A 22,726-nucleotide genomic window follows, 5' to 3' on the forward strand; every position below is an offset into this window, starting at 1 on the left:
CCTCAGGTCGAACGCTTCGGCCAGCCCCACAACTTTATCGCATAGGCGAGCACGGCGATGTGCAGCGCCTCGACCCCCATCGGCACCATCCAACCTTCGTACGGCCCCTCTATTACGAGGTTGATGAAGCGGCCGGTGAAGGCGATCAGGAACAGGCCGAGCGCGGGCAGCAGCACATCGCCGCGCCGCCGCCAGGCGCCCCAGCCCATCGACAATGCGCTGATGTAGAAGAAGGCGGTCATGTCTCCGCGCAGCGTCGAGCTGCCATGCGTGCTCGCGACAGACAGGCCGAAATCCGCGCCCGACGTGGCCGGGTTTACCAGAAAGCCCGTGCCGATCACCAGATCGATAATTGCCAGTATCAGGATGATTGCGCTCAGGATGACATGCATCGGCCCCTCCGTTTCCCCTTTCTTTACCATAGGCGGCTACGCGTAATCCCGCAATCCGCCTGCGCTGCGCGCTGGCCATGACGAACGGGGGGCGCTAGCTAGCGCTTGATGACACGATGGGAATGCATTCGCCGATCCGCGCCCACGCAGGCGCGAGCCAAGCCAGCGAGCGGGATGGCGACGTGAGCGGCCCGCACATTTTGCTCGTGATCGGGGGCGGTATCGCGGCCTACAAATCGTGCGAACTGGTGCGCATGATCCGCAAGGCGGGGGGCAAGGTGACCTGCGTGCTGACCGAAGGCGGCCAGCAATTCGTCACCCCCATGGCGCTCGCCGCCTTAAGCGAGAACAAGGTCTATACATCGCTGTTCGATCTCAAGGACGAGGTCGAGATGGGCCATATCCAGCTCAGCCGCGAGGCCGACCTGGTGGTCGTGTGCCCGGCGACGGCCGATCTGCTCGCCAAGATGGCTGCCGGCATCGCCGACGATCTGGCGACGACGCTGATCCTGGCCACCGACAAGCCGGTGCTGACCGTGCCCGCGATGAACGTGCGCATGTGGGAGCATTCGGCGACCCAGCGCAATGCCGACTGGCTGCGCCAGGCCGGCGTCGCGGTGATGGACCCGGACGAGGGCGCGATGGCCTGCGGCGAATTCGGCCCGGGTCGCTTGCCGGAGCCTGCCGCGATCCTCGCGCGCATCGCGGAGGAGCTCGACCTCGATATCGACGTGCCCGAACTGCCCGTGCCTGCCGCTGCGCAGCTTGCCGCGCCGGTGGAAGACGACGTTTCGGAAGAGCCCGAGGCAGAGGGCGATATCTTCGAGGCGCTCGAGCCCGAAGCCGAAGAGGAAGTCGAACAGAGCGGCGGCGGCCTTGGCGGACTGCTGTCGATGATCATTCCGCGCAGCACCAAGCAACGCACTCACGAGGAAATCGAGGAAGAATTCGCAGCGGAGCCGGAGGAAGAACCGCTCGACGGGGATGAAACGGTCGCCGAAGACGATCTGCTCGAGGATCTCCCGGAAGAGGAAATCGCCTTCGATCCGGGTGCCGCGTCCTCGCTGCTCGCTAGCAAGGGCGGGGCTTCGGCCGCGCCGCCGATCGATGCGCAGGCGCTCAACCATACCGTTGCCAAGCAGGACATGCGTTCTGCCCCGCAGCCACTCGAAGCGAAGGGCGAGAGCGTTTCGGTCAGCTTCGACGAATCGCCGCTGGCCGGACAGGCCGCCTTCGATCCCGATCCCGAACATCGCCCCCTCTACGGCAAGCACGTGCTCGTCACCGCCGGCCCGACGCGCGAGCCGATCGATCCGGTGCGCTATATCGCCAACCGGTCGAGCGGGAAGCAGGGCTTCGCGATTGCTGCCATGGCCGCCGCCGCGGGTGCGCGCGTCACGCTGGTGACTGGACCCGTGCACTTGCCGACGCCTATCGGTGTGGACCGCGTGGACGTCGAAACCGCCGAGGATATGGCCGAAGAAGTGCGCCGCGCCCTGCCTGCGGATGCCGCCTTCATGGTGGCCGCCGTGGCCGACTGGAAGAGCCGCAGCGTCGCGACCGAGAAGATGAAGAAGCGCGGCAGCGCGCCGCCCGCGCTGATCCTCGCCGAGAACCCCGATATCCTCGCCAGCGTGGCCGCCGGGCGCAAGCGTCCGCCGCTGCTGGTCGGTTTCGCCGCCGAGACCGAGAACGTGGTCGAGAACGCCAAGTCCAAGCGCAAGCGCAAGGGCGCCGACTGGATCATCGCCAACAATGTCAGCTTCTCCGAAGGCGAAAGCGTGATGGGCGGCGACATGAACCAGGTCCATGTCGTCACTTCCAGCGGTGTGGAAAGCCTGCCCGAAATGCCCAAGGAAGAGGTTGCGCGCGAGCTCGTCCGCATGGCAGCAGAAGCCCTCAATGGAGAGGGTGACGAGGATAATGACTGATCGCATCGGGGTACGGATCAAGCGCCTGCCCCATGGACGAGATCTCGACCTGCCGGCCTATGCCACCGATGGTGCGGCGGGCATGGATGTGGTGGCGGCCGAGGCCGTTACGCTGAATCCGGGACAGCGCCATGCAGTGGCCACCGGCCTCGCAGTGGCGATCCCTGAAGGCTACGAGATCCAGGTGCGGCCGCGGTCGGGCCTTGCGCTCAAGCACGGCATCTCCGTGCCCAACACGCCCGGCACGATCGACAGCGACTATCGCGGCGAGCTGAAAATCATCATGATCAATCACGGGACGGACGATTTTCCCATCGCTCGCGGCGACCGGATCGCGCAGCTGGTGCTGGCGCCGGTGACGCAGGCCGAATGGGACGAGGTCGAGGAACTGGACGATACCGCGCGCGGCTCGGGCGGGTTCGGTTCGACCGGCGGGCACGAGCGCCTGCACTGATTTCTCAGCGCACCGCCCGGCGATGGGCCCGGTGGAAACAAAATGCCGCAGCGCTCCATATCGCGGCGAACACCAGCAGCACGCCCCACTCGACGGCATGGCCGGGCATCATTTGCAGTGCTGCGACGCCCAGCACAGGCTGACCGATTGCGATGATAGCCATGATCCAGCGCAAGGCCGCAGGGCGGAAACGGACAATCAGGCACAGTAGAACTCCGCCGATCACCAGCACGGTGAAGCCCGCATTCACCGGCTCGCTCTCGGCTCCGATAAATCCAACCGCGGCATTCGCCCAAAGTGTCAGGAAACCTGCGACCGAGGCGATGGCAATGCCGAGACCCTTTGACGTTCTGCCGCCGAATCGCATGGCGAGCTCAAGACCTGTGCCCAGCACCAAGAGGAGGACCGCCGCAAAACCGAAGTCCAGCGGCGTCCAGTGTACCTCGTCGGTGAAATGCATGGCGATGGCGGGCAGGGCCAGCAGTGCCAGCGCCGCGCCCCATCCGGCGATGCGCCATCCATTCAGCCAATTATGTCGTGCGTTTGCTTGGTCGTTCATCTCGGCTCCTGTGCTTGCGATGCCGGATAGCTGCCGGAAAACCCGCCTGAGCGGCATGAGCAATTCGTGAGCAATGCTTGAAAACCTTCCTCACCCCGCCCGCATGGCTTAAAGCGCAATGCGAAAGGGGGCGCATGGAGCAGCAATCGGACAGCGTGCATTTCGGCGATTTCGAGCTCGACCTGGCGGACCGCCAGTTGCGGCGCGGGGGCGATCCGGTGGAGCTCGGGAGTCGCTATTTCGATGCGCTGGCCTTGCTGGTCGCCAATGCCGGATCGCTGGTGTCGAAGACCCGCTTCATGGACGAGGTCTGGCGAGGCATTCCCGTTACCGACGAGGCGCTGACCCAGTGCATTCGCACCCTGCGCCGGGCCTTGGGCGATGATGCAGCAAACCCCCGCTATATCCAGACGGTGCCGAAGCACGGTTACCGTTTCCTGGCCGAAGTCGCGGTAGAAGACGGTCCCGAGTCACCCGCGCGCAAACCGTCGATCGCCGGACGCGTCGCAGGCGCATGCACCCTATCGGGCGCTCTCGCCGGAGTGCTGGGCGGGGCGTTCTACGGCGCGCTCGCAGGCACGGGCGGCGGCGCGACGATTGTCGTTCTGGCGGCATTGGTCGGAGCGCTCGGAACGCTGGCCGGAGCCGCGATCGGCCTCGGCATGGCAGCCGCGATCGCATGGCGCGGTCGAGGCGATCCGGCCCTTATCGCGGGCGGTATTGTGGGGGGCGTTGTGGCCGGCGCTCTCGGCAGTACGTTGGGGCGCGACGGGATTGGCCTGCTGACCGGAGAGGCGCTCGGCGGGGTGACCGGGATTTACGAAGGGCTGGTGCTCGGAGCGGCTGCGGGGCTGGCAGGCTGGCTAGTGTTGCGCGACGAGGCATCGTCAGCACCGCGCTTCGCATCTGTCGCCACGGTGCTTGGGCTTGGGGCTGGATTGCTGATTGACATCAGCGGCGGTCGCCTGCTCGGCGGCAGCCTTTATGCGCTCCAGCAGAGCCTCGGCGACACGCAGCTTCGCCTCGAAAACATCGGCGCGGCTTTCGGGGAGAACACCTATGGCCCGACCGCGCATTTCACCACTGCTATTGGCGAGGGAGCAGTTTTCGTTCTAGCTATCACGATGGGGCTTATCGTCCTGAAACGCCGCTGAAACAAGAAAGGGCGGCTCTGCAGACCGCCCTTTCCCGTGAAACCCCAGATGGGGATTATGTCAGTCGATCCGGCGGACGACCTTCTCTTCCGGCTTGATCGAGATCCGCACCGTCTCGCCCGAATTGCCCGGGAAGTCGGTGAACATCGCCTCGACCAAATTCGGCACGAGATATTGCAGCCGGTTCGAGGTCGACATGGCCTGCGCCTTGCCTTCGAACAGTCGCTGCCCGTCCACGGCGCGGTCGATCTTCATGTCGATCCCGCTGGTATAGACCGTGTAGCTGCGGATTTCCGGGCCACCGAACCACGGATCGTAGAAGCCGAAGCCCCAGCGGCTGCCGAAATGACGCGGGCGGTAATAGGAGAGTCGCGAACGGAAGAACGGGTCGCGATAGCCGTACCACGGATCGTAGAACGGATCGCGGAACCCGGTCGAGCGCACACGCTCGCGGCCATTGTCGACACCGTAATCGAAACGGACCAGCAGGCTGGCAGCCTCGGCAGACGGCGCTTCGGCATAGCCGAGGCGGTTCATCTGCGCTTCGACGAGATCGGCATATTGCGCGAACTCGAGCCCGCCGGCCAGCGCCGGATCGTCGGCGACGACATAGAATGTCTCGCCCTGCGGCGCGGGCAGCTGCGTCTGGAAACGCTGCACGTCCGCCTTGAACGGGGTGGCGCAGGCGGCAAGGCCTGCAAGGATCATCGGCACGGAGGCGAGTTTCAGAGTGCGCCCCCAACCTTTTTTCAGGTCAGTCATACTCAGTCCCTTTCGAACGGACACGCAATGTATCACGATTGCGAATGAATGCGCAGCCCGCCGCTTCCCTGAGGCACACTGCCAGTTAGTGTGCTTGGGTGTAGACGAGCGGATGTGAACCCGGTTTGAATGCCGGGATTCACATTTGTTGTGCAATCGCAGGGGCTTGAGACTAGCTCAGCGCACCAGGCCGAGCGCCGCATAAGCGGCAGTGAGCGTGTCGCGCCCGGCCTCGCGGGCCTGCGAAGCGCCGCGCGCAAGGATCGCGTCGAGCGCTTCCTCGTCGTCCTTCAGCTCGAGGAAGCGCGCATTGATCGGGGCCAGCGTCTCGACCAGCACTTCGCCCAGCGCGGGCTTGAACGCGCCGAAGCCCTGTCCGCCGAACTCGCCCAGCACGTCCGCAACACTCTTGCCAGTGAGCGCGCCGTATATGCCGACGAGGTTCTGCGCTTCGGCCCGGCCTTCGAGGTCCTTCTCGTTATCGGGCAGGGGCTCGGGGTCGGTCTTTGCCTTCTTGACCTTCTTCATGATCGTGTCGGCATCGTCGGTCAGGCTGATGCGGCTCATGTCCGAGGGATCGGACTTGCTCATCTTCGCGGTCCCGTCGCGCAGGCTCATGATCCGTGCCGCAGCGGGCGGGATGTAGGGTTCGGGCAGGGTGAAGAGCGGCGCGTCCTCGGCGCAGAAGTCGTTGTTGAACTTCTGCGCGATGTCGCGCGCCAGTTCCAGATGTTGCTTCTGGTCCTCGCCCACGGGCACATGGGTCGCCTGGTAGAGCAGCACGTCGGCGGCCTGCAGCACGGGATAGGTGAAGAGCGCGACCGACTGGCCTTCGCGGTTCTTGCCCGCCTTGTCCTTCCACTGCGTCATCCGGTTCAGCCAGCCCATGCGGGCCGTGCCGTTGAGCAGCCATTGCAGCTCGGCATGGGCGGGGACCTGCGCCTGGTTGAAGAGCACGGTCTTGGACGGATCGACCCCGCAGGCGACCAGCGTGGCGACCATCTCGCGCGTGTTCTGCGTCAACTCCGCCGGGTCGTGCGGCTGCGAGATGGCGTGCAAATCAGCGAGGAAAATGAAGCATTCGCCCCCTGCGGCATGCGCCTCGTCTTGCAGCTTCACATAATTGACGATCGCGCCGAGGTAATTGCCGAGATGCGGCTTTCCGGTGGGCTGGATGCCGGAGACTACACGCATGGGATCAGGGTTCTCTCTTCTTGGTCAGGGCGACGATGCGCTGCTTGTCGAGCGCGCCGATGGCGAAGGCGACACCGAAATAGACGATGGCCGAGCAGGCGACGAGCACCAGCAGCGCGCCGATCCGCTGGAACAGGCCGGCGGAATACCAGCCGGTTAGCAAATCGCGCGCGAACCACAAGGCAGCGCCCATGGCGGCGGCGGCGATGAGTTGCCGGGCGATGCGACCGACCAGCTTCAGCGGGATTGTATAATATCCGCGCCTCACCAGCACGATGTAGAGATAGGCGACATTGATCCACGCCCCGACCACGCTGGCCAGCGCGACGCCGATAACGCCGTAATCGGCGATCAGTACGAAGTTCATGGCTACGAACACCGCCAGCGAAATGAATGCGGCGTAGACCGGCGTGCGCGTGTCCGATCGGGCATAGAAGTTGGGCACCAGCACCTTGACCAGCACATAGGCCGGCAGGCCGAGCACCAGCATGCCGAGCACCTGCCCGGTCAGTTCCGCCTGCTCGAGGCTGAAGCGGCCGCCCTGGAAGATCATCGTGACGAAGGGCACGGCGCAGACTGCCAGCGCTACGGCTGCCGGGATGGTCAACAGCATGGACAGCTCGATCGCATCGGACTGGATACGGTCGGTGCCCTCCTTGTTCTTCGCCCCGACGAAGCGCGAGAGCGTAGGCAGTATGGCCGTCGACAGGGCTATGCCGATGATGCCGAGCGGCAGCTGGTTCAGCCGGTCGGCATAATTCATGTAGCTGATCGCGCCGCTATCCAGCTGGTTGAGGAAGTAGAGCTGCACCAGCGTATTGATCTGGTAGGCCCCGCCGCCGATCGCCGCCGGGAGCGCGATGATCGACAGGCGCTTCACCTCCGGCGTGATCCGCGGCCACAGCAGCTTGGGGCGGAAGCCCTCCACCCGCGTCCAGACATAGAGCCAGACGAGCTGTACCACCCCGCCGATCGTGACGGCCCAGGCCTGGCTGTAACCGACTCGCTCGACGGTCCAGGCCCAGCTGGACATGGCGTAATCGCCGAACAGCAGCGCGCCGATCAGCACCAGGTTGAGCAGGATCGGAAAGCTTGCTCCGGGCGCGAAGCGGCTGACCGAATTGAGCATGCCGGTGAACAGCGTGACCAGACTGACCAACAGGATGTAGGGGAACATGATCCGCGCGAAATCGACTTCCATCGCGAAGGTCGCCGGATCGGCGTCGCCATCCCCCAGCAGCGTGATGACCCATGGCATGGCCAGCATCATAACCGCACACAAGGCGATCAGCACCGGCAGGAAGACGCTCAGCACGTCGTCGGAAAAACTGCGCGCGTCCTCGATCCCGCCATCGCCATGCAACCGCTTGGAAAACATGGGCACGAAGGCGGCAGAGAAAGCGCCTTCCGCGAACAGGCGGCGGAAGACGTTGGGAATGATGAAAGCCTGAAACCAGGCATCGGTCACGGCATTCGCGCCGAGCACGCGCGCGAAAATCATCTCGCGCGCCATGCCGGCGACGCGGCTGACCATGGTCAGCCCGCCGATCGTCCCGACGTGTTTGAGCAGGCTCACGTCAGAGCCTCCGCCTCAGGCCGGGCGCGCTCAGGCGTCGCCGGTCGGTGCCGGAGCGCCTGCGCCCTGTTCCTGCGCCCGCTGGGCGAGCTGCTGCTGGTAGATGCCGCCGAAATCGATCGGGTCGAGCACCAGCGGCGGGAAACCGGCATCGCGCACGGCATCGGCGATGACGCGGCGGGCGAAGGGGAACAGCAGGCGGGGTGCCTCCGCAAACATGAAGGCATGCGCGTGTTCGTCGGGCAGATTGCGAATGCCCACGAGGCCGCAATATTCGAGATCGACGAGGTAGAGATTGCCCTTGCCGGTCTTCGCCGTGGCGGTAACCTTCAGCACGACTTCGTGCACGTCGTCGCCAGCCGGTTCGGAACCGATGTTGAACTGCACGTCGAGCTGCGGCTGCTCGTTCCACTGGAAGCACGCGGGCGCATTGGGGTTCTCGACCGAAAGGTCTTTCACATATTGCGAGATGAGCCCGACGGCAGGCGAATTGTCGGCACCGTTCGCGCCGGCTGCGGGATCGGGATTGAGGTCGGTGAGAACGTCGCCTTCGTCGGCCATGATGTCAGTCTTTCGATTCTGGTTCGGAATGGTCTCGCGAACCGGGCTTCGTGAGCCGATCCGCTACAGGTCGCGCGCCTAGCAGGTGCCGGGGCGGGGGGCAATCCGCCGCCGCAGACGGTAGCCGGCGAGGAAACCCGTTCATCGCGGGAACATTGCCGGTTTGTAATTTGTACCTATCTAGGGCAGGAATGCTCCAGCGGCATTCCCAACACCAAGGGTTAAGCGGACAACCATATTGTGATTACCGAAATCGTCATCCTCGCCATGATCGCAGCCTTCCTGGGCTTGCGTCTCTATTCGGTGCTCGGCCGCCGGTCCGAGCATGAGGAAGAGGTGATCCCGCACCGTTTCGATCGCAGCGATGCAGGCGATGCGCCGCGCGAGGTCGAAGCGCCGCGCGCTGTCACGCCGCCGGTTGCGCTGCGATCCACCGACAATCGCGTGCCTGCCAACGAGGCTGGCATCCGTGCTATCGCCAGCGCCGATCCGCAGTTCGACCTGCTGGCTTTCCTCGAAGGAGCCAAGGGCGCCTATGGCATGGTGCTCGAGTCGTTCTGGCAGGGCGACAAGGAAACCCTGCGCGAGCTGACCGACGACGATGTCTACGAAAGCTTCGCCGGTGCGATCGACGCGCGCGACGAGGCCGGCGAGACGCTGGAAAACCGCTTGATCCGGATCGAGGACGCGAGCGTTCGCAGTGCCGAACTCGATGGCCGTATCGCCCGCATCGCCGTGCTGTTCGTGGCCGATATCGCCGCCGTGACACGCGACAAGGATGGCAATGTCATCGCCGGGTCGCTGGACGATGCGGTGGAGAGCCGTGATGTGTGGACCTTCTCGCGCAATGTCGATGCGTCCTCGCCCGACTGGATTCTCGACGAAACCGACCAGGCCTGACGGGCCGAACCTGCGGGAGGGCACAATGCGCGGCTGGACGATCCTTGCAGCGAGCGCGCTGCTGAGCGCCTGCGTCAGTGTGGTTCCTTCCTCTTCGCCTACTGTCAGGCCTGTGCCCACGCCTCCGGGCGCGGTGACCAGCGCCGCACTTGCCGGCATCCAGCGCGGCCCCGAGATCGCAGGGCTCGGGTTCTCGGGCAGCGATGCCAGCGGCGCGCTCGCCAGTTTCCGGGAATCCTGCCCCAAGCTTCTTGCCCGCACCGACCAGAGCGGCCTGACGCAGCGCGAGGACTGGCGTCCGGCCTGCGAGGCGGCGGCGGGCTGGCCGCTGGGTGACGCGAGCCGATTCTTTTCGAGCTATTTCGAGCCCGTGCGGATCGGCGATGGCGCGGCCTTCGCCACCGGCTATTTCGAGCCGGAGATTCGCGGCAGCCGGACCCGCGCGCCCGGCTACGACGTGCCGGTCTACAAGATGCCGCCCGAGCTGGAGCGCGCTTGGCCGGACGATATGCCGGAAAGCGAACGCACGGGTCGCCCGCCGCTCGGACGCTACGACGCGAGCGGCAAGTTCGTGCCGTTCTACGAACGCTCCGAGATCGTCGCGGGCGCTCTGGCAAACCGCGGGCTGGAAATCGCCTGGGCGGCCGATCCGGTCGAATTCTTCTTCTTGCAGATCCAGGGCTCCGGCCTGCTGCGCCTGCCCGACGGATCGCTGATGCGGATCGGTTATGCGGGGCAGAACGGCCGCGAATATGTCGGCATCGGCGGCGTCATGCGCGAGCGCGGTCTGCTGGGCGACGGACCCGGCAAATATTCCGGTTCGATGCAGGGGATCATGCAATACATCCGCGAAAACCCGGCCGAGGGCGAAGCGCTGATGAACCTCAACAAGAGCTGGATTTTCTTCCGCGAACTCGACACCGATGGGCCGCTCGGCGCGCTGGAAGTGCCGGTGCGCGGCCAGTCGTCGGTCGCAGTCGATCCCAAATTCGTGCCGCTGGGTGCGCCGGTGTTCCTCGACCTCGACCGCAACGAGGCCGACGGCTTGTGGATCGCGCAGGATACCGGCGGCGCAATCAAGGGTGCCAACCGCTTCGACACCTTCTGGGGCAATGGCGAAGACGCGCGCCGCATCGCCGGCGGGATGAGCGGGCGCGGGCAGGCCATCGTCCTGCTGCCCCGCGGCACCACCGCCCGCCTGCAGAACCGGTGAGCGCCCCGCGGGGCCTGAGCGAGGAAGAAAGCGAAGCCTGGGAAAAACTGGCCGCAACGGTCACGCCCATGCATCCGGCCATCACGAGGCCCAAATCCGAAGCTGCGAAGCCTCCGCCGCCGAAGCAGCCGAAACTTCGCAAGCGGGAGCATGCGAAGCCTGTGCCAGCACCGGCCCGCGTCCAGTCGAAGCCTTCGCCTTCCGGTAATCTCGATTCGCATTGGGACCGGCGGCTCAAGTCCGGCGCGTTCCAGCCCGATCTGACGCTGGACCTGCATGGCTATAATCTCGATGCCGCCTACGACCGGCTGATGGGCGGCGTCGCGCAGGCTCGCGCTTTAGGCATGCGAACCATCCTGCTCGTCACCGGCAAGTCCCGCCCGGTCGCGGCAGCGGATCGCGGCGCATCTCGAGGCGTCATTCGCGCCAAGGTGCTCGACTGGCTGGCCGCATCGAGCTACCACACCGCCATCGCCGCCGTCCGCCGCGCGCACCAGCGCCACGGCGGCGACGGCGCGCTCTACATCGTTCTCAAACGGGGAGGCTAAAAGGGGCGCAGCACTCGCACCGCGCCCCTCCGGTCTACTCAGTCCTGCTTCACGCTCTCTCGGTCCCAAAAGCGCAGCTCGCCGCACTTCTCGATGAAGGCGCTGGCCGCGTCTTTGCCCGAGGATACGTCCACAAAACCGTCGTCCATCCAGTTCCATACGCCTGCCGTTTCGAAGAGCGGTTTAACGGCGGGAACGTAGGCGACGAATTTCGCATGGGCGAAGGCGTCATTGACGAAGTCGATGCTCGGCTTGTCGGTGTTGTAGCGCTTGGCCGAAGCCTCGTTCATGACCACGGCCACCGCATCGTATGTAACCGATGGACCGCCATCGATCTTCTCGTCGGCTTCCATCATTTCGCCGTCGGACAACTTGGCGCCGGCAACATGCGGTGCCACGATTTCGACCATGCCGCCAGCGCTGGTCGCGGCATCTTTCAGCGCCTTGACTACATCCGCGTCGGCCCCTTCGGCAATATAGATGCCCAGCTTGCGACCCTTGAAATTACCGGGACCGTTCTTGAGGATCGACAGCGCGGGGCTTTCGGCCAGGTCGGTGATCGGGTCGCGCGCCGCCGGTACCTTTTCGGGCAGTTCGGGGAGACCGATTCCGTCGGCCACCTCTTGCGCCAGTCCTTCGTCGATATGGCGCAAGTGACCGATCATCCGCTTGCGGATGCTCATGCGACCGACCTTCGACAGCTCGAAAGTCAGCGCGTTCGCCATGTGCGTCTGCTCGACCGGGGTCTGCGAAACGTAGAACTGGCGAGCCTGGCTGTAGTGATCGGCGAAGGTCTCGCTGCGCACGCGCATCTTGGGCCCTTCCACCGGGGCCTCGTAGCTTTGGAACCCCCTCATCGGGCAAGCGCGCGGGCCGCGATCTTCTTCGGCACCGTCGCCATCGCCCCAGCTATTGGGTTCGTAATTCACGCGGCCCTTCGGATTGGTCATCGCCATGTGGCCATCCTGCTGGAAGTGGCGCACCGGGCACTTAGGTGCGTTGATTGGCAAATGCGTGAAGTTTGGGCCACCCAGCCGCTTGAGCTGCGTGTCGAGATAGCTGAAGTTGCGTCCCTGCAGCAGCGGGTCGTCCGAATGGTCGATACCGGGCACCAGGTTCTGCGTGCAGAAGGCGACCTGCTCGGTCTCGGCAAAGAAATTGTCGACATTGGCGTCTAGCGTCAGCGTACCGATAATCTCGACCGGCACCTGCTCTTCGGGAATGATCTTGGTCGCATCGAGCACGTCGAATTCGAAATGCTCGGCGAATTCGTCGTCGAAGACCTGGATGCCCAAGTCCCACTGCGGGAAGTCGCCAGCGTCGATCGCATCCCACATGTCGCGGCGATGGAAGTCGGGATCCATGCCGTTGACCTTGAGCGCTTCGTTCCAGATGACCGATTGCAGGCCCAGCTTCGGCTTCCAGTGGAACTTGACGAAGTGGCTCTCGCCCTTCTCGTTAACCAGCCGGAAGGTGTGCACGCCGAAACCTTCCATGAACCGGAACGAGCGCGGAATCGTCCGGTCGGACATGATCCACATGACCATGTTCATCGCTTCGGGGCTGAGGCTGATGAAGTCCCAGAAATTGTCGTGCGCGGTCTGTGCCTGCGGAAAGCCGCGATCGGGCGCAGGCTTGGCGGCATGGATCAGGTCAGGGAACTTGATGGCGTCTTGAATGAAGAAGACCGGGATATTGTTGCCAACCAGGTCCCAGTTGCCTTCTTGGGTGTAGAACTTGGTCGCGAAGCCGCGCACATCGCGCGCCAGATCGGGCGAACCCTTGTTGCCTGCCACGGTCGAGAAGCGCGTGAAGGTAGGCACCTTTACGCCCTCTTCGTTGAAGATCCGCGCGCGCGAATACTGCGGGATCGCTTTCTTCAGCTCGAAGTGGCCGTGCACTCCGTATCCGCGGGCATGGACCACGCGTTCAGGGATGCGTTCATGGTCGAAATGGAAGATCTTCTCGCGCGCAATCTGATCTTCAAGCAGCTGCGGCCCGCGCGGACCGGCGGTCAGCCAGTTCTGATCGTCCGCGATCGGATGACCTTGCGCGGTCGTCATCACATCGTCGTCGCCCTTAGGCTTCTGGTGGTTGGCGCCACCATCGGACAGCGCAAATTTGTCGGTCATGTCTATTGCTCCAGTTCAGGTTGTCGGTGCGTCCGAGAGTGACCTCCCGACTCGAAACTTACGGAGCGTAGGTGCCTTCGTTCCACCAACCCTTGGAAACATGACGTGATCAAACAAATATCAATAAAAAAGCCCCCGACCTGAAGTCGGGGGCTCTCGGTGGACGACCAGCCAGGCCGTCTATGCTGTGACCATGGACCCGAAAGTATCAAATGTCAAAGCGTTCCTGAGCTGCGATGAATGAAAGATTGAACCGTAATCGACCCGCCCAGCTGAGGCCGGGACGGAGCGGTGTCGGGGATCGAGCACCGCTCCGTCTGCATCGCATCAGCCGTGGTACTTGGCGTAGGTCAGGTCGAAGCGGTCGGCATCCATGACCTTAGTCCATGCCGCCACGAAGTCCTTCACGAACTTCTCCTCGTTGCCGTTCTCGGCATAGACCTCCGCTACTGCACGCAGGCGGGAGTTGGAGCCGAAGACGAGGTCGGTCCGGGTGGCGTGCCACAGCGTGTTTCCGGTTTCACGGCAGGTGCCGACGAACTCCTCGTCGCCGCTCTCGTCGACCACTTCCCAGATTACGCCCATGCCGAGCAGGTTCCGGAAGAAGCTGTTGTCGAGCTTGCCCGGGGTCTCGGTCAGCACGCCGATGTTGTTGCCGTGCTGCGTATGCTTGGTGACAGCACCCATCGCGCGCATCCCGCCGACCAGCACGGTCATTTCCGGGATGCTGAGGCCGAGCAGGTGCGCGCGGTCGATCAGCATGTCCTCGGTCTTCACCGATGCCTTGGTCTTGAGATAGTTGCGGAAGCCATCGGCAAACGGCTCCAGCGGCTCCCAGCTTTCGGCATCGAAGTCTTCGCGCTTCGCATCGCCGCGGCCGGTGGTGACCGGAACGGAGATGTCAAAGCCTGCGTCCTTCGCCGCCTTTTCGACCGCAGCCGACCCGGCGATGACGATCGCGTCGGCCATGGAGATCGAACCACGGATCTCGTCGAGTTTGGCGAGGACTTCGCCCAGCTCTTCGGGATCGTTGACCTTCCAGTTCTTAAGCTCGTCGAAGCGGATATGCGCGCCATTCGCCCCGCCGCGATGGTCCGAATTGCGATAGGTCGAGGCCGAGGCCCAGGCCGCCTTGACCAGCGCCGGAACCGTGAGGCCGCTGTCGAGAACCTTCGATTTGAAGGCGGACAGATCGCTATCCGACACCTGCGTTCCGGCGGGCACGGGGTCCTGCCAAATCAGGTCTTCGCTCGGCACTTCGGGGCCGAGGTAACGGACTTTAGGGCCCATGTCGCGGTGGCACAGCTTGAACCACGCGCGGGCAAAGGCATCGTCGAGGGCCGACTGGTCGTTGAGGAAACGTTCCGAAATCTTGCGATATTCCGGATCGCGCTTCAACGCCATGTCGGCCGTGGTCATGATGGTCGGGACCTTCTTGTTCGGGTCCCTTGCATCGGGCGCCATGTCGGCCTTGTCCGGGTCGATCGGCGTCCACTGGTGCGCTCCCGCAGGGCTCTTGGTGAGCTCGTAGTCGTATTTGAACAGCAGCCGGAAATAGTCGTTGCCCCACTGCGTCGGGTTCGGCGTCCACGCGCCCTCGATGCCCGAGGTCGTGATGTGGCCCTTGCCGATCTCGTCGGGGTCGGTCAGCCAGCCGAAGCCCATCCGGTGCAGGTTTTCGCCTTCGGGCGCGCTGCTGAACGTGTCGGAAGGTGCCGCGCCGTGGCATTTGCCGAATGCATGGCCGCCGGCGGTGAGGGCGACGGTTTCCTCGTCGTTCATGGCCATCCGGGCGAAGGTTTCGCGCATGTCGCGGGCCATGCCTTCCGCATCGTGCGGATTGCCGCCTGGGCCCTCGGGATTGACGTAGATGAGGCCCATCTGGATCGCGGCGAGCGGGTTTTCGAGCGCGCGGCCTTCATCGGGATGGATGCGGGTTTCGGCGCCGGTATCGACCCATTTTTCTTCCGTACCCCAATAGACGGTTTCGGGATCGAACACGTCCTTGCGACCGCCGCCGAAGCCGAACACGGGGCCGCCCATGCTTTCGATCGCGACGTTGCCGGTGAGGATGAAGAGGTCGGCCCAGCTGATGTGCTTGCCGTATTTCTGCTTGATCGGCCACAGCAGGCGGCGGGCCTTGTCGAGGTTGCCGTTGTCGGGCCAGCTGTTGAGCGGGGCGAAGCGCTGCTGGCCGCTGCCGCCACCACCGCGTCCGTCGCCGGTGCGATAGGTCCCTGCCGCGTGCCACGCCATGCGGATGAAGAACGGGCCGTAGTGGCCATAGTCCGCCGGCCACCATTCCTGGCTGTCGGTCATCAGGTCGGTCAGGTCCTGCTTCAGCGCCTTGTAGTCCAGTGCGTTGAAGGCTTCGCAATAGTCGAAATCCTCGCCCATCGGGTCGGCCGCGCGGCCGCCTTCGGTCAGGATTTCAAGGTCGAGCTGGTCGGGCCACCAATCGCGGTTCCGGCGGCCGAAGAGGGCGCGGGTTCCGCTGTCTCCGGTGAAGGGGCAGCCGCTGATATCTCCGGTTTTGGCGTCCATGTTAGTGCTCTCCTCTAGTATAAAGACTCGGTCTCCCGTCCGAGATTGGAAGCACTGTGAACACGGGCCGGTAATCCGTCCAATCGATTAAACGGTTCAAATTGATTGGCTGGGGCGATTTTGCGATGGGGCGTGTCACCGGATACACAAACGCCGTCATCCGCTTGGGATGACGGCGCTTTTGCTTCGGGTTTCCGGCAGGTTCAGGCGGCCTGCGCGATTTCCTCGGCAGGTTCGGTGCGGATCAGGTAGTCGAAAGCGGAGAGGCCCGCCTTCGAGCCTTCGCCCATGGCGACGACGATCTGCTTGTACGGCACATCGGTAACATCGCCCGCGCCCAGTACGCCCGGGAGATTGGTGCGGCCCTCTTCGTCCGTCACGATTTCGCCGAACTCCGTCAGTTCGAGGCCGGAGTCCTTGAGCCATTCGGTGTTCGGCACAAGGCCGATCTGGACGAACACGCCTTCGAGCTCGATGCGGCGTTCGTCGCCGCTTGTGCGGTCCTTAAGGACCAGACCGTTCACCTTGCCATTGTCGCCGGTGATCTCGGTGGTCTGGCCGCTGGTGACGATTTCGACATTGGTGAGGCTGCGCAGTTTGGCCTGCAGGACTTCGTCGGCGCGCAGCTTCTCGTCATACTCGACCAGCGTGACGTGGCCGACGATCTTGGCAAGGTCGATCGCCGCCTCGACGCCCGAATTGCCGCCGCCGATCACCGCGATGCGCTTGCCCTTGAACAGGGGCCCGTCGCAATGCGGACAATAGGCCACGCCCTTGTTGCGATACTCGGCTTCGCCCGGAACGCCGAGATTGCGCCAGCGCGCGCCGGTCGCGAGGATCAGGCTGCGCGCCTTGAGCGAAGCTCCGTTGCCCAGTTCGACCGTGTGCAATCCGCCCGCGGTCTGCGCCGGGACCAGCTTCACGGCCTTGGCGAGATTCATGAGGTCGATCGTGTTCTCGCCGATCTGGCGTTCCAGATCCGCCGCCAGCTTGGGCCCTTCGGTATAGGCAGTGCCGGGCAGGTTCTCGATGCCGAGAGTGTCGTGCAGCTGGCCGCCGAAGCGCTCAGCCGCGATTCCCGTGCGGAACCCCTTGCGTGCCGTGTAGATCGCGCTCGCCGCACCTGCCGGACCGCCGCCGACGATCAGCACTTCGAACGGGTCCTTGGAGGCCAGCCTCTCGGCGGCCTTCGCATCGGCATTGGTGTCGAGCTTGGCGAGGATTTCGGCCAGCTCCATCTTGCCATTGTAGAAGGGCTCGCCGTTGAGGAAAGTTGCCGGCACAGCCATCACGTCGCGTGCGTCGACTTCGTCCTGGTAGGTACCGCCTTCGATCAGAGTCGCAGTGATGCGCGGGTTTTCCAACGCCATCAGCGTGAGCGCCTGCACCACGTCCGGGCAATTGTGGCAGCTCAAAGAGAAATACATCTCGAAATTGAAGTCGCCTTCGAGGCCGCGGACCTGCTCCAGCAGATCGGCATCGACCTTCGGCGGATGTCCGCCAGCCCATAGCAGGGCGAGCACCAGCGAGGTGAACTCGTGCCCCATCGGCAGACCTGCGAAGCGCACCCACTTCTCCGCATCGCTCGCGCGGCGGATGACGAAGCTGGGTTTGCGGTCGTCCGTCCCGTCGAAGCTCGCCTCGACCTCGTCGTGCAGACCGGCGATCTCTTCCAGCAATTCGCGCGTTTGGCGCGATTTCTCGTCATCGCCCAGCGACGCGACCAGTTCCACCGGCTCGCGCAAATTGGCGAGATATGTGGTGAGCTGCTGTTTCATCGTGTCGTCGAGCATCGTCAAATCCTTGTCATTGCGAGGAGCCCCGGGACGGGGCGACCCGGCAGTCCAGAGAGGCAAATGCCAGCGGCTCTGGATTGCCGCGTCGCCTGCGGCTCCTCGCAATGACGAGGAGCGGGCTGTGGGATGGAAAAGGCCCGGGGCGGGGATTGGGGGAGGATGCCCCGGGCCTTCCAGCGACCCGAGCGGAACTCGGGCTCTTATCGCGCTCCTTCTAGGAGGTATGGGAGCGCGTATGCGGTCGTGGACTTAGATCTTGCCGACGAGGTCGAGCGAGGGGGCCAGCGTGTCGCTGCCTTCTTCCCACGCGGCCGGGCAGACCTGGCCGGGGTTGGCGCGGACATACTGGGCGGCCTTGATCTTGCGGGCGAGTTCGTTGGCATTGCGGCCGACGCCTTCGCAGGTCTGTTCCATGATCTGGATCACGCCGTCCGGATCGACGACGAAGGTCGCACGGTCGGCCAGGCCGACGCCTTCACGCAGCACATCGAAATTGCGCGCGAGAACGTGGTTCTGGTCGCCCAGGAACGGGAAGGTCAGCTTGCCGATACGCTCGCTGGTGTCGTGCCAGGCCTTGTGGCTGAAATGGGTGTCGGTCGACACGCCATAGACTTCGACATCCATCTTCTGGAGCATATTGTACTGCTCGCCGAGGTCTTCGAGTTCGGTCGGGCAGACGAAGGTGAAGTCGGCCGGGTAGAAGAAGAACACGGCCCACTTGCCCTTCACGTCCTCGTCGGTGACCTCGTAGAAATCTTCGCCGGCCTTGAAGGCGGTGGCGGTGAACGGTTTGATCTGGCTTCCGATGATACCCATGGGTTGTCTCCGTTGTGGGGTTGAAACTGATGGGTGGCAGATAGGCCGCGGTGCGATGCACAAAAGCGATATGTTGCGATTGCGAGCATCGGAATTATCAATCACAGGATTGGAACTTTTGAAAAGTGCAACAAAGGTGCGATTTCATTGCGATTTGCGCAATCGGCCGAATTCTTCGAGAATTCCTTAGCCGAGCCTGCAATCCGCTGATAATGAGAATGCATCGCAATAAGAAGGATTCGATATGCGTAAATTTGCTTTCGCCGCCGCCATTGCCGGTAGCACCCTCGCCCTCGCAGCCTGCTCGGGCGAAGCCGAAGACACGGTGATCACCGACGACGCGACGACGCCAGCCCAGATGGAAACGGTCGAAGCCACCGATACCCAGACCGTGATCGATGCCGGGACGGCGACAGCCGAAGATCTCGCAGGCGTCGAAGGCATCTCCGAAGAACTGGCAGCCGCCATCGTCGCGGGCCAGCCCTATGCCGACGTGACCGCTTTCAACACGGTGCTGATGGAAAGCCTCACCGAAGAGCAGGCCGCCACCGTTCGCGAGCGCGTGTTCGTCCCGGTCAATCTCAACGAGGCGACCGAAGAGCAGATCCGCCTGATCCCCGGCATGACCGACAAGATGGTCCACGAATTCGAGGAATACCGTCCTTACGAAGACATGGCCGAATTCGACCGCGAGATCGGCAAGTATGTCGACGAGGCGGAAGTCGCCCGTTTCCGCAATTACGTCACTCTCTGACGTATCTGCAGCACGATCCTGACGCCTTCGATCCCCGCGAGGATGCCGACGTGTATCCATGCCGTGGTCGGATCGAAGGCGGACAGGACCCAGTGCAGGAAGACGAGCACCGCCGCCGGATAGACCAGCCGGTGCAATGTCTTCCATGACCGCTTGAGCGCCCTCGTCGCGATGTCGTTGGATGTCACGGCGAGCGGCACGAACAGCGCAAGGGCCAGCCAGCCCGCGAGCAGATACGTTTCGCTTGCTTCCGCCAGCACGGCAGAAAAGGTGGCCTTTTTCCAGAGGTAGATACCGGTGTGAAACGCGGCATAGCCGAAACTCGCCACGCCAAGATCCCGCCTCCGCCGCATCAGCCAGACAGCCCATTTCCGCTTGCGAAACGCGAGCCGGATCGGCGTGACCGCCAACGTCAGCAGCAGCAGCCATGCGGCCCAGTCGCCGCTATCTCCGATAGCGTGGCCATAGCCATAGGCGTCGGGCGTGGCGATCCAGCGCCAGCTCATCCACAGGCCGGGTAGCGCGAGGACGAGCCAGAGGGCGGGGCGTGGACCGAGGAACTTGATCATGCTTTCAACGACTTCGACCTTCATATAGAAGAGTTCTGGAGGATGCGTGTGTCGAATGTGCAGCAGAGACACAAAATTCTTCCGCTTTCGACATAGGTCAGCGCGGCCATGTTGCCATTTGGAAAGCATGTAAATAACGCGCTTTTTGACGAACGGGGGAATTCCATTGGCGATCCGGGTGCCGCGCTTGCGGACAAATCGAAGTCACGTGCGGCTGACGGCTGCGATAATGCTGGTATCGGTCGCGGCTGCTTGTGGCGGAGAGGAAACATCGTCCTCGCCCCCCCCTGTCGTCGTCGCACCCACCCCTGAACCTACGCCGACGCCCACGCCCACGCCGACCCCTACACCGACGCCGGTGTCTTGGGAGCCTGACCGCTACAACATTCTGTTCGTCATGGTCGATGATCTGCGGCCGGAGATGGGTATCTACGGAGGAAATGCCAAAACGCCGAATATCGACCGCTTGTCTTCCGAGGGTCTCGTATTCGACAACGCCTTCGTAAGCCAGGCCGTTTGCGGTCCATCCAGGGCGGCGCTCGTGCTGGGGTTGCGCCCAACCAGATCCGATATCACCGAAAATTATCATGAGATAGACGAATATCGGCCCCGTCGGACCACCATTTTCGATGCCTTCAAGGCGGCGGGCTATTTCACTTGGGGCATGGGGAAGATCCTTCATCGCAATCGGGACGATGCGAACGGTTTCGACCATCGCGGCGATAGCGCCAATCCCTACAGCGCTACCCTGTTCGACAATTCGTACGGCCGCTGGACGAGTTCGGAAAAGCTGCAGGACGAGGTAAATGTCGATCTTGCGCTGTCCTGGATGCCGAAGCTGTCCGCGCAGGGACAGCCCTTCTTCATGACGGTAGGCTTCCGGTTGCCGCACCTGCCGTTCATCGCGCCCGATCGGTATTGGGATCTCTATACACCAGCGGACTTGGGCTCGCCATTCAATCCGGGCGGAAGGGCGAATTCCCCGTCGTGGAGCATCGTCCAGCAAGAGATATTCGCCTATCGCGATCTAGCTACGACGAGGCCGGAGATCCCGCAGAATGTGGCGTTGAACTTGCGCCACGGCTACCTTGCCTCGGTCAGTTTCATCGATGCCCAGGTGGGGCGACTCATGGAAGGCCTTGCACAGTACGGTCTGGACGACAAAACGATCGTCGTTCTTTGGGGCGATCATGGGTATAAGCTCGGTGATCATGGTCGCTGGGCAAAGCATTCGAATGCGGACATCGATATTCGTGTGCCCCTGATTTTTAGGGTCCCAAACCTGGAAACTGGCGGATCGCGTGTCGACGGGATTGTGGAAACGATCGATCTTTATCCCACGCTTATGGAATTAACCGGCATACCCGGCCCAACGGATCTCGATGGAGAGTCCTTCATGGAACTCTTGAAGCTGCCCTCTCGCGACTGGAAACGGGGCGCTTTCAGCCAGTATCACCGGACTCCAGAAGAATGGGGCGGCAGCGGAAAATTGATGGGCGAAACCGTTCGTTCGGAAGATTTTCTCTACACCGCCTGGGTCCGCGAAAACGGCACGATCGCTGCTCAGGAACTCTATCCGTTGCGAAGCGGCCCGGACCGCTATCGCAATGTCATAGGCGACAGCGATTATGCCGACGATCTCGAGACGATGAAATGGATGCGCAAAGCCGGGCCGGATCGGGTGCGTTACGATCTGCGCGATACGCTAAAGTCGAGATAGCATTTCGCTTTGGGTGGTCCACGCATGGTGCCGAAGTCTTCTGCTTAGCTTTTTTTTTACGACGGCTAGCCGCACTGCGCGCGGTGGAGCAGCTTGTGGTCGGCCAGCACCAGCGCCATCATCGCCTCGACCACGGGCGTGCCGCGAATGCCGACGCAGGGGTCGTGGCGGCCCTTGGTGCGGACCTCCGTCGCATTGCCCTCGCGGTCCACGCTGGCGACCGGCGTCAGGATCGAACTGGTCGGCTTGAAGGCCACGCGGCAGGTCACAGGCTGGCCGGTCGAGATTCCGCCCGCGATGCCGCCGGCGTGATTGGCGGCGAACTCCGGCCCGTCCTCGCGCTTTCCTGATTTTGGGGGCGACATGGCATCGGCATTCTGCTCGCCGGTCAGGCGCGCGGCGTCGAACCCGTCGCCGATCTCCACGCCCTTGACCGCATTGATGCTCATCATCCCGCTCGCAAGACCTGCATCGAGCTTGGCATAGACCGGCGCGCCCCATCCGGCGGGCACGCCGCGCGCCACGCAGTCGACCACCGCGCCGAGCGAAGAGCCGGACTTGCGGGCGTTGTCGACCAGCTGCTCCCAGCGGCTGGCGGCCTCCGCATCGGGGCACCAAAAGGGGTTGCGCGCAATCTCAGCGGCTTCGAAATTCGCCGGATCGATCCGGTCGCCCCCGATCTCCGAAACGAAGGCGAGTATCTCAACCTCGCCGACCACCTTGCGTGCAATCGCGCCCGCTGCGACGCGCATCGCGGTCTCCCTCGCGCTCGACCTCCCGCCACCGCGATAGTCGCGGAAGCCATACTTCGCATCGTAGGCATAGTCGGCGTGGCCGGGGCGATAGGTCTTGGCGATCTCCGAATAATCCTTCGATCGCTGATCTGTGTTCTCGATCAGTAGGCTGATCGGCGTGCCGGTGGTTTTGCCTTCGAACACGCCGGACAGGATCCGGACCTCGTCGGGTTCCTTGCGCTGGGTGGTGAACTTGTTCTGACCCGGCTTTCGCGCATCGAGAAAGGGCTGAATGTCGCTTTCGTCCAGCGCGATGCCCGGCGGGCACCCGTCGACCACCGCGCCGATCGCGGGTCCATGACTCTCGCCCCAGGTGGTGAAGCGCAAGGTCCGTCCGAAGGTGTTCCAGCTCATGAC

At 63.5% G+C, this 22,726-nt stretch carries 20 protein-coding genes; 8 read left to right on the plus strand and 12 right to left on the minus strand.

What is annotated here, in order from left to right:
• Positions 1-2 precede the first annotated feature (2 nt).
• Positions 3-392 carry a hypothetical protein gene (locus P8R33_RS10680; RefSeq protein ID WP_278328936.1) on the minus strand — a complete coding sequence of 130 codons (390 nt, stop codon included), beginning with the start codon at positions 390-392 and terminating at the stop codon, positions 3-5.
• Between the two features lie 122 nt (positions 393-514).
• On the opposite strand from P8R33_RS10680, the gene P8R33_RS10685 reads away from it, so the two are divergent.
• Together P8R33_RS10685 and dut are read left to right on the plus strand one after the other, a co-directional pair.
• Positions 515-2,323: a bifunctional phosphopantothenoylcysteine decarboxylase/phosphopantothenate synthase gene (locus P8R33_RS10685; RefSeq protein WP_278328937.1), complete on the plus strand. Its 1,809-nt coding sequence runs from the start codon at positions 515-517 to the stop codon at positions 2,321-2,323.
• Positions 2,316-2,777 (plus strand): dUTP diphosphatase, encoded by a 462-nt coding sequence (gene dut / locus P8R33_RS10690; protein WP_278328938.1) that lies wholly within the window; start codon positions 2,316-2,318, stop codon positions 2,775-2,777. The genes P8R33_RS10685 and dut overlap by 8 nt, the downstream gene beginning before the upstream one ends.
• Before the next feature lie 4 nt (positions 2,778-2,781).
• On the opposite strand, the gene P8R33_RS10695 is transcribed toward dut, so the two are convergent.
• Positions 2,782-3,336 (minus strand): hypothetical protein, encoded by a 555-nt coding sequence (locus tag P8R33_RS10695; RefSeq protein ID WP_278328939.1) that lies wholly within the window; start codon positions 3,334-3,336, stop codon positions 2,782-2,784.
• Positions 3,337-3,470: 134 nt separating this feature from the next.
• Here P8R33_RS10695 and P8R33_RS10700 point away from each other — a divergent pair, with 134 nt between their 5' ends.
• Positions 3,471-4,490 (plus strand): winged helix-turn-helix domain-containing protein, encoded by a 1,020-nt coding sequence (locus P8R33_RS10700; protein WP_278328940.1) that lies wholly within the window; start codon positions 3,471-3,473, stop codon positions 4,488-4,490.
• Positions 4,491-4,550: 60 nt separating this feature from the next.
• Here the strand turns inward: P8R33_RS10700 and P8R33_RS10705 are convergent, their stop codons facing one another.
• The 4 genes from P8R33_RS10705 to secB form a co-directional block, all read right to left on the minus strand.
• On the minus strand, positions 4,551-5,198 hold the full coding sequence (locus P8R33_RS10705; RefSeq protein ID WP_435203739.1) for a DUF4136 domain-containing protein: 648 nt from the start codon (positions 5,196-5,198) through the stop codon (positions 4,551-4,553).
• Between the two features lie 231 nt (positions 5,199-5,429).
• Positions 5,430-6,446 (minus strand): tryptophan--tRNA ligase, encoded by a 1,017-nt coding sequence (trpS, locus tag P8R33_RS10710; protein ID WP_278328942.1) that lies wholly within the window; start codon positions 6,444-6,446, stop codon positions 5,430-5,432.
• A 4-nt stretch (positions 6,447-6,450) separates the two neighbouring features.
• On the minus strand, positions 6,451-8,022 hold the full coding sequence (murJ, locus tag P8R33_RS10715; protein ID WP_278328943.1) for a murein biosynthesis integral membrane protein MurJ: 1,572 nt from the start codon (positions 8,020-8,022) through the stop codon (positions 6,451-6,453).
• A gap of 30 nt (positions 8,023-8,052) precedes the next feature.
• Entirely contained in the window at positions 8,053-8,583 is a 531-nt protein-coding gene (secB, locus tag P8R33_RS10720; RefSeq protein WP_278328944.1) for a protein-export chaperone SecB, read from the minus strand.
• A gap of 240 nt (positions 8,584-8,823) precedes the next feature.
• Between secB and P8R33_RS10725 the strand changes: the two genes are divergently transcribed.
• From P8R33_RS10725 to P8R33_RS10735, 3 genes are read left to right on the plus strand one after another with little or no spacing between them, the layout of a single operon-like run.
• Complete coding sequence (locus P8R33_RS10725; protein ID WP_278328945.1) at positions 8,824-9,483, plus strand: Tim44/TimA family putative adaptor protein; 660 nt, start codon at positions 8,824-8,826, stop codon at positions 9,481-9,483.
• Positions 9,484-9,508: 25 nt separating this feature from the next.
• Positions 9,509-10,696 carry a murein transglycosylase A gene (gene mltA, locus P8R33_RS10730; RefSeq protein WP_278328946.1) on the plus strand — a complete coding sequence of 396 codons (1,188 nt, stop codon included), beginning with the start codon at positions 9,509-9,511 and terminating at the stop codon, positions 10,694-10,696.
• Positions 10,693-11,244 (plus strand): Smr/MutS family protein, encoded by a 552-nt coding sequence (locus P8R33_RS10735; RefSeq protein ID WP_278328947.1) that lies wholly within the window; start codon positions 10,693-10,695, stop codon positions 11,242-11,244. Before mltA ends, P8R33_RS10735 begins: the two co-directional genes overlap by 4 nt.
• A 38-nt stretch (positions 11,245-11,282) precedes the next feature.
• Here P8R33_RS10735 and P8R33_RS10740 read toward each other — a convergent pair whose 3' ends face one another.
• From P8R33_RS10740 to ahpC, 4 genes are all read right to left on the minus strand, one after another.
• Positions 11,283-13,376, minus strand: a complete 2,094-nt coding sequence (locus P8R33_RS10740) for a catalase (RefSeq protein WP_278328948.1) — start codon at positions 13,374-13,376, stop codon at positions 11,283-11,285.
• Between the two features lie 327 nt (positions 13,377-13,703).
• Positions 13,704-15,920: a catalase/peroxidase HPI gene (katG, locus tag P8R33_RS10745; RefSeq protein WP_278328949.1), complete on the minus strand. Its 2,217-nt coding sequence runs from the start codon at positions 15,918-15,920 to the stop codon at positions 13,704-13,706.
• Between the two features lie 203 nt (positions 15,921-16,123).
• A complete protein-coding gene (gene ahpF / locus P8R33_RS10750) occupies positions 16,124-17,713 on the minus strand; it encodes an alkyl hydroperoxide reductase subunit F (protein WP_278328950.1) in 1,590 nt (529 codons plus the stop codon).
• Between the two features lie 252 nt (positions 17,714-17,965).
• The gene (gene ahpC, locus P8R33_RS10755; protein ID WP_278328951.1) at positions 17,966-18,532 is read right to left on the minus strand and encodes an alkyl hydroperoxide reductase subunit C; all 567 of its coding nucleotides are present in this window, start codon (positions 18,530-18,532) and stop codon (positions 17,966-17,968) included.
• 244 nt (positions 18,533-18,776) lie between these two features.
• On the opposite strand from ahpC, the gene P8R33_RS10760 reads away from it, so the two are divergent.
• Positions 18,777-19,286, plus strand: coding sequence for a ComEA family DNA-binding protein (locus P8R33_RS10760; protein ID WP_278328952.1), 510 nt, complete (start codon positions 18,777-18,779; stop codon positions 19,284-19,286).
• On the opposite strand, the gene P8R33_RS10765 is transcribed toward P8R33_RS10760, so the two are convergent.
• Complete coding sequence (locus tag P8R33_RS10765) at positions 19,271-19,879, minus strand: ferric reductase-like transmembrane domain-containing protein (RefSeq protein ID WP_278328953.1); 609 nt, start codon at positions 19,877-19,879, stop codon at positions 19,271-19,273. The genes P8R33_RS10760 and P8R33_RS10765 overlap by 16 nt on opposite strands.
• Before the next feature lie 205 nt (positions 19,880-20,084).
• Here P8R33_RS10765 and P8R33_RS10770 point away from each other — a divergent pair, with 205 nt between their 5' ends.
• The gene (locus P8R33_RS10770; RefSeq protein WP_278328954.1) at positions 20,085-21,575 is read left to right on the plus strand and encodes a sulfatase; all 1,491 of its coding nucleotides are present in this window, start codon (positions 20,085-20,087) and stop codon (positions 21,573-21,575) included.
• A 65-nt stretch (positions 21,576-21,640) separates the two neighbouring features.
• On the opposite strand, the gene aroC is transcribed toward P8R33_RS10770, so the two are convergent.
• Positions 21,641-22,723, minus strand: coding sequence for a chorismate synthase (gene aroC / locus P8R33_RS10775; RefSeq protein ID WP_278328955.1), 1,083 nt, complete (start codon positions 22,721-22,723; stop codon positions 21,641-21,643).
• Between the last annotated feature and the right edge of the window lie 3 nt (positions 22,724-22,726).

The organism is Qipengyuania flavescens (assembly GCF_029688735.1).
Taxonomy (GTDB): Bacteria; Pseudomonadota; Alphaproteobacteria; order Sphingomonadales; family Sphingomonadaceae; genus Qipengyuania.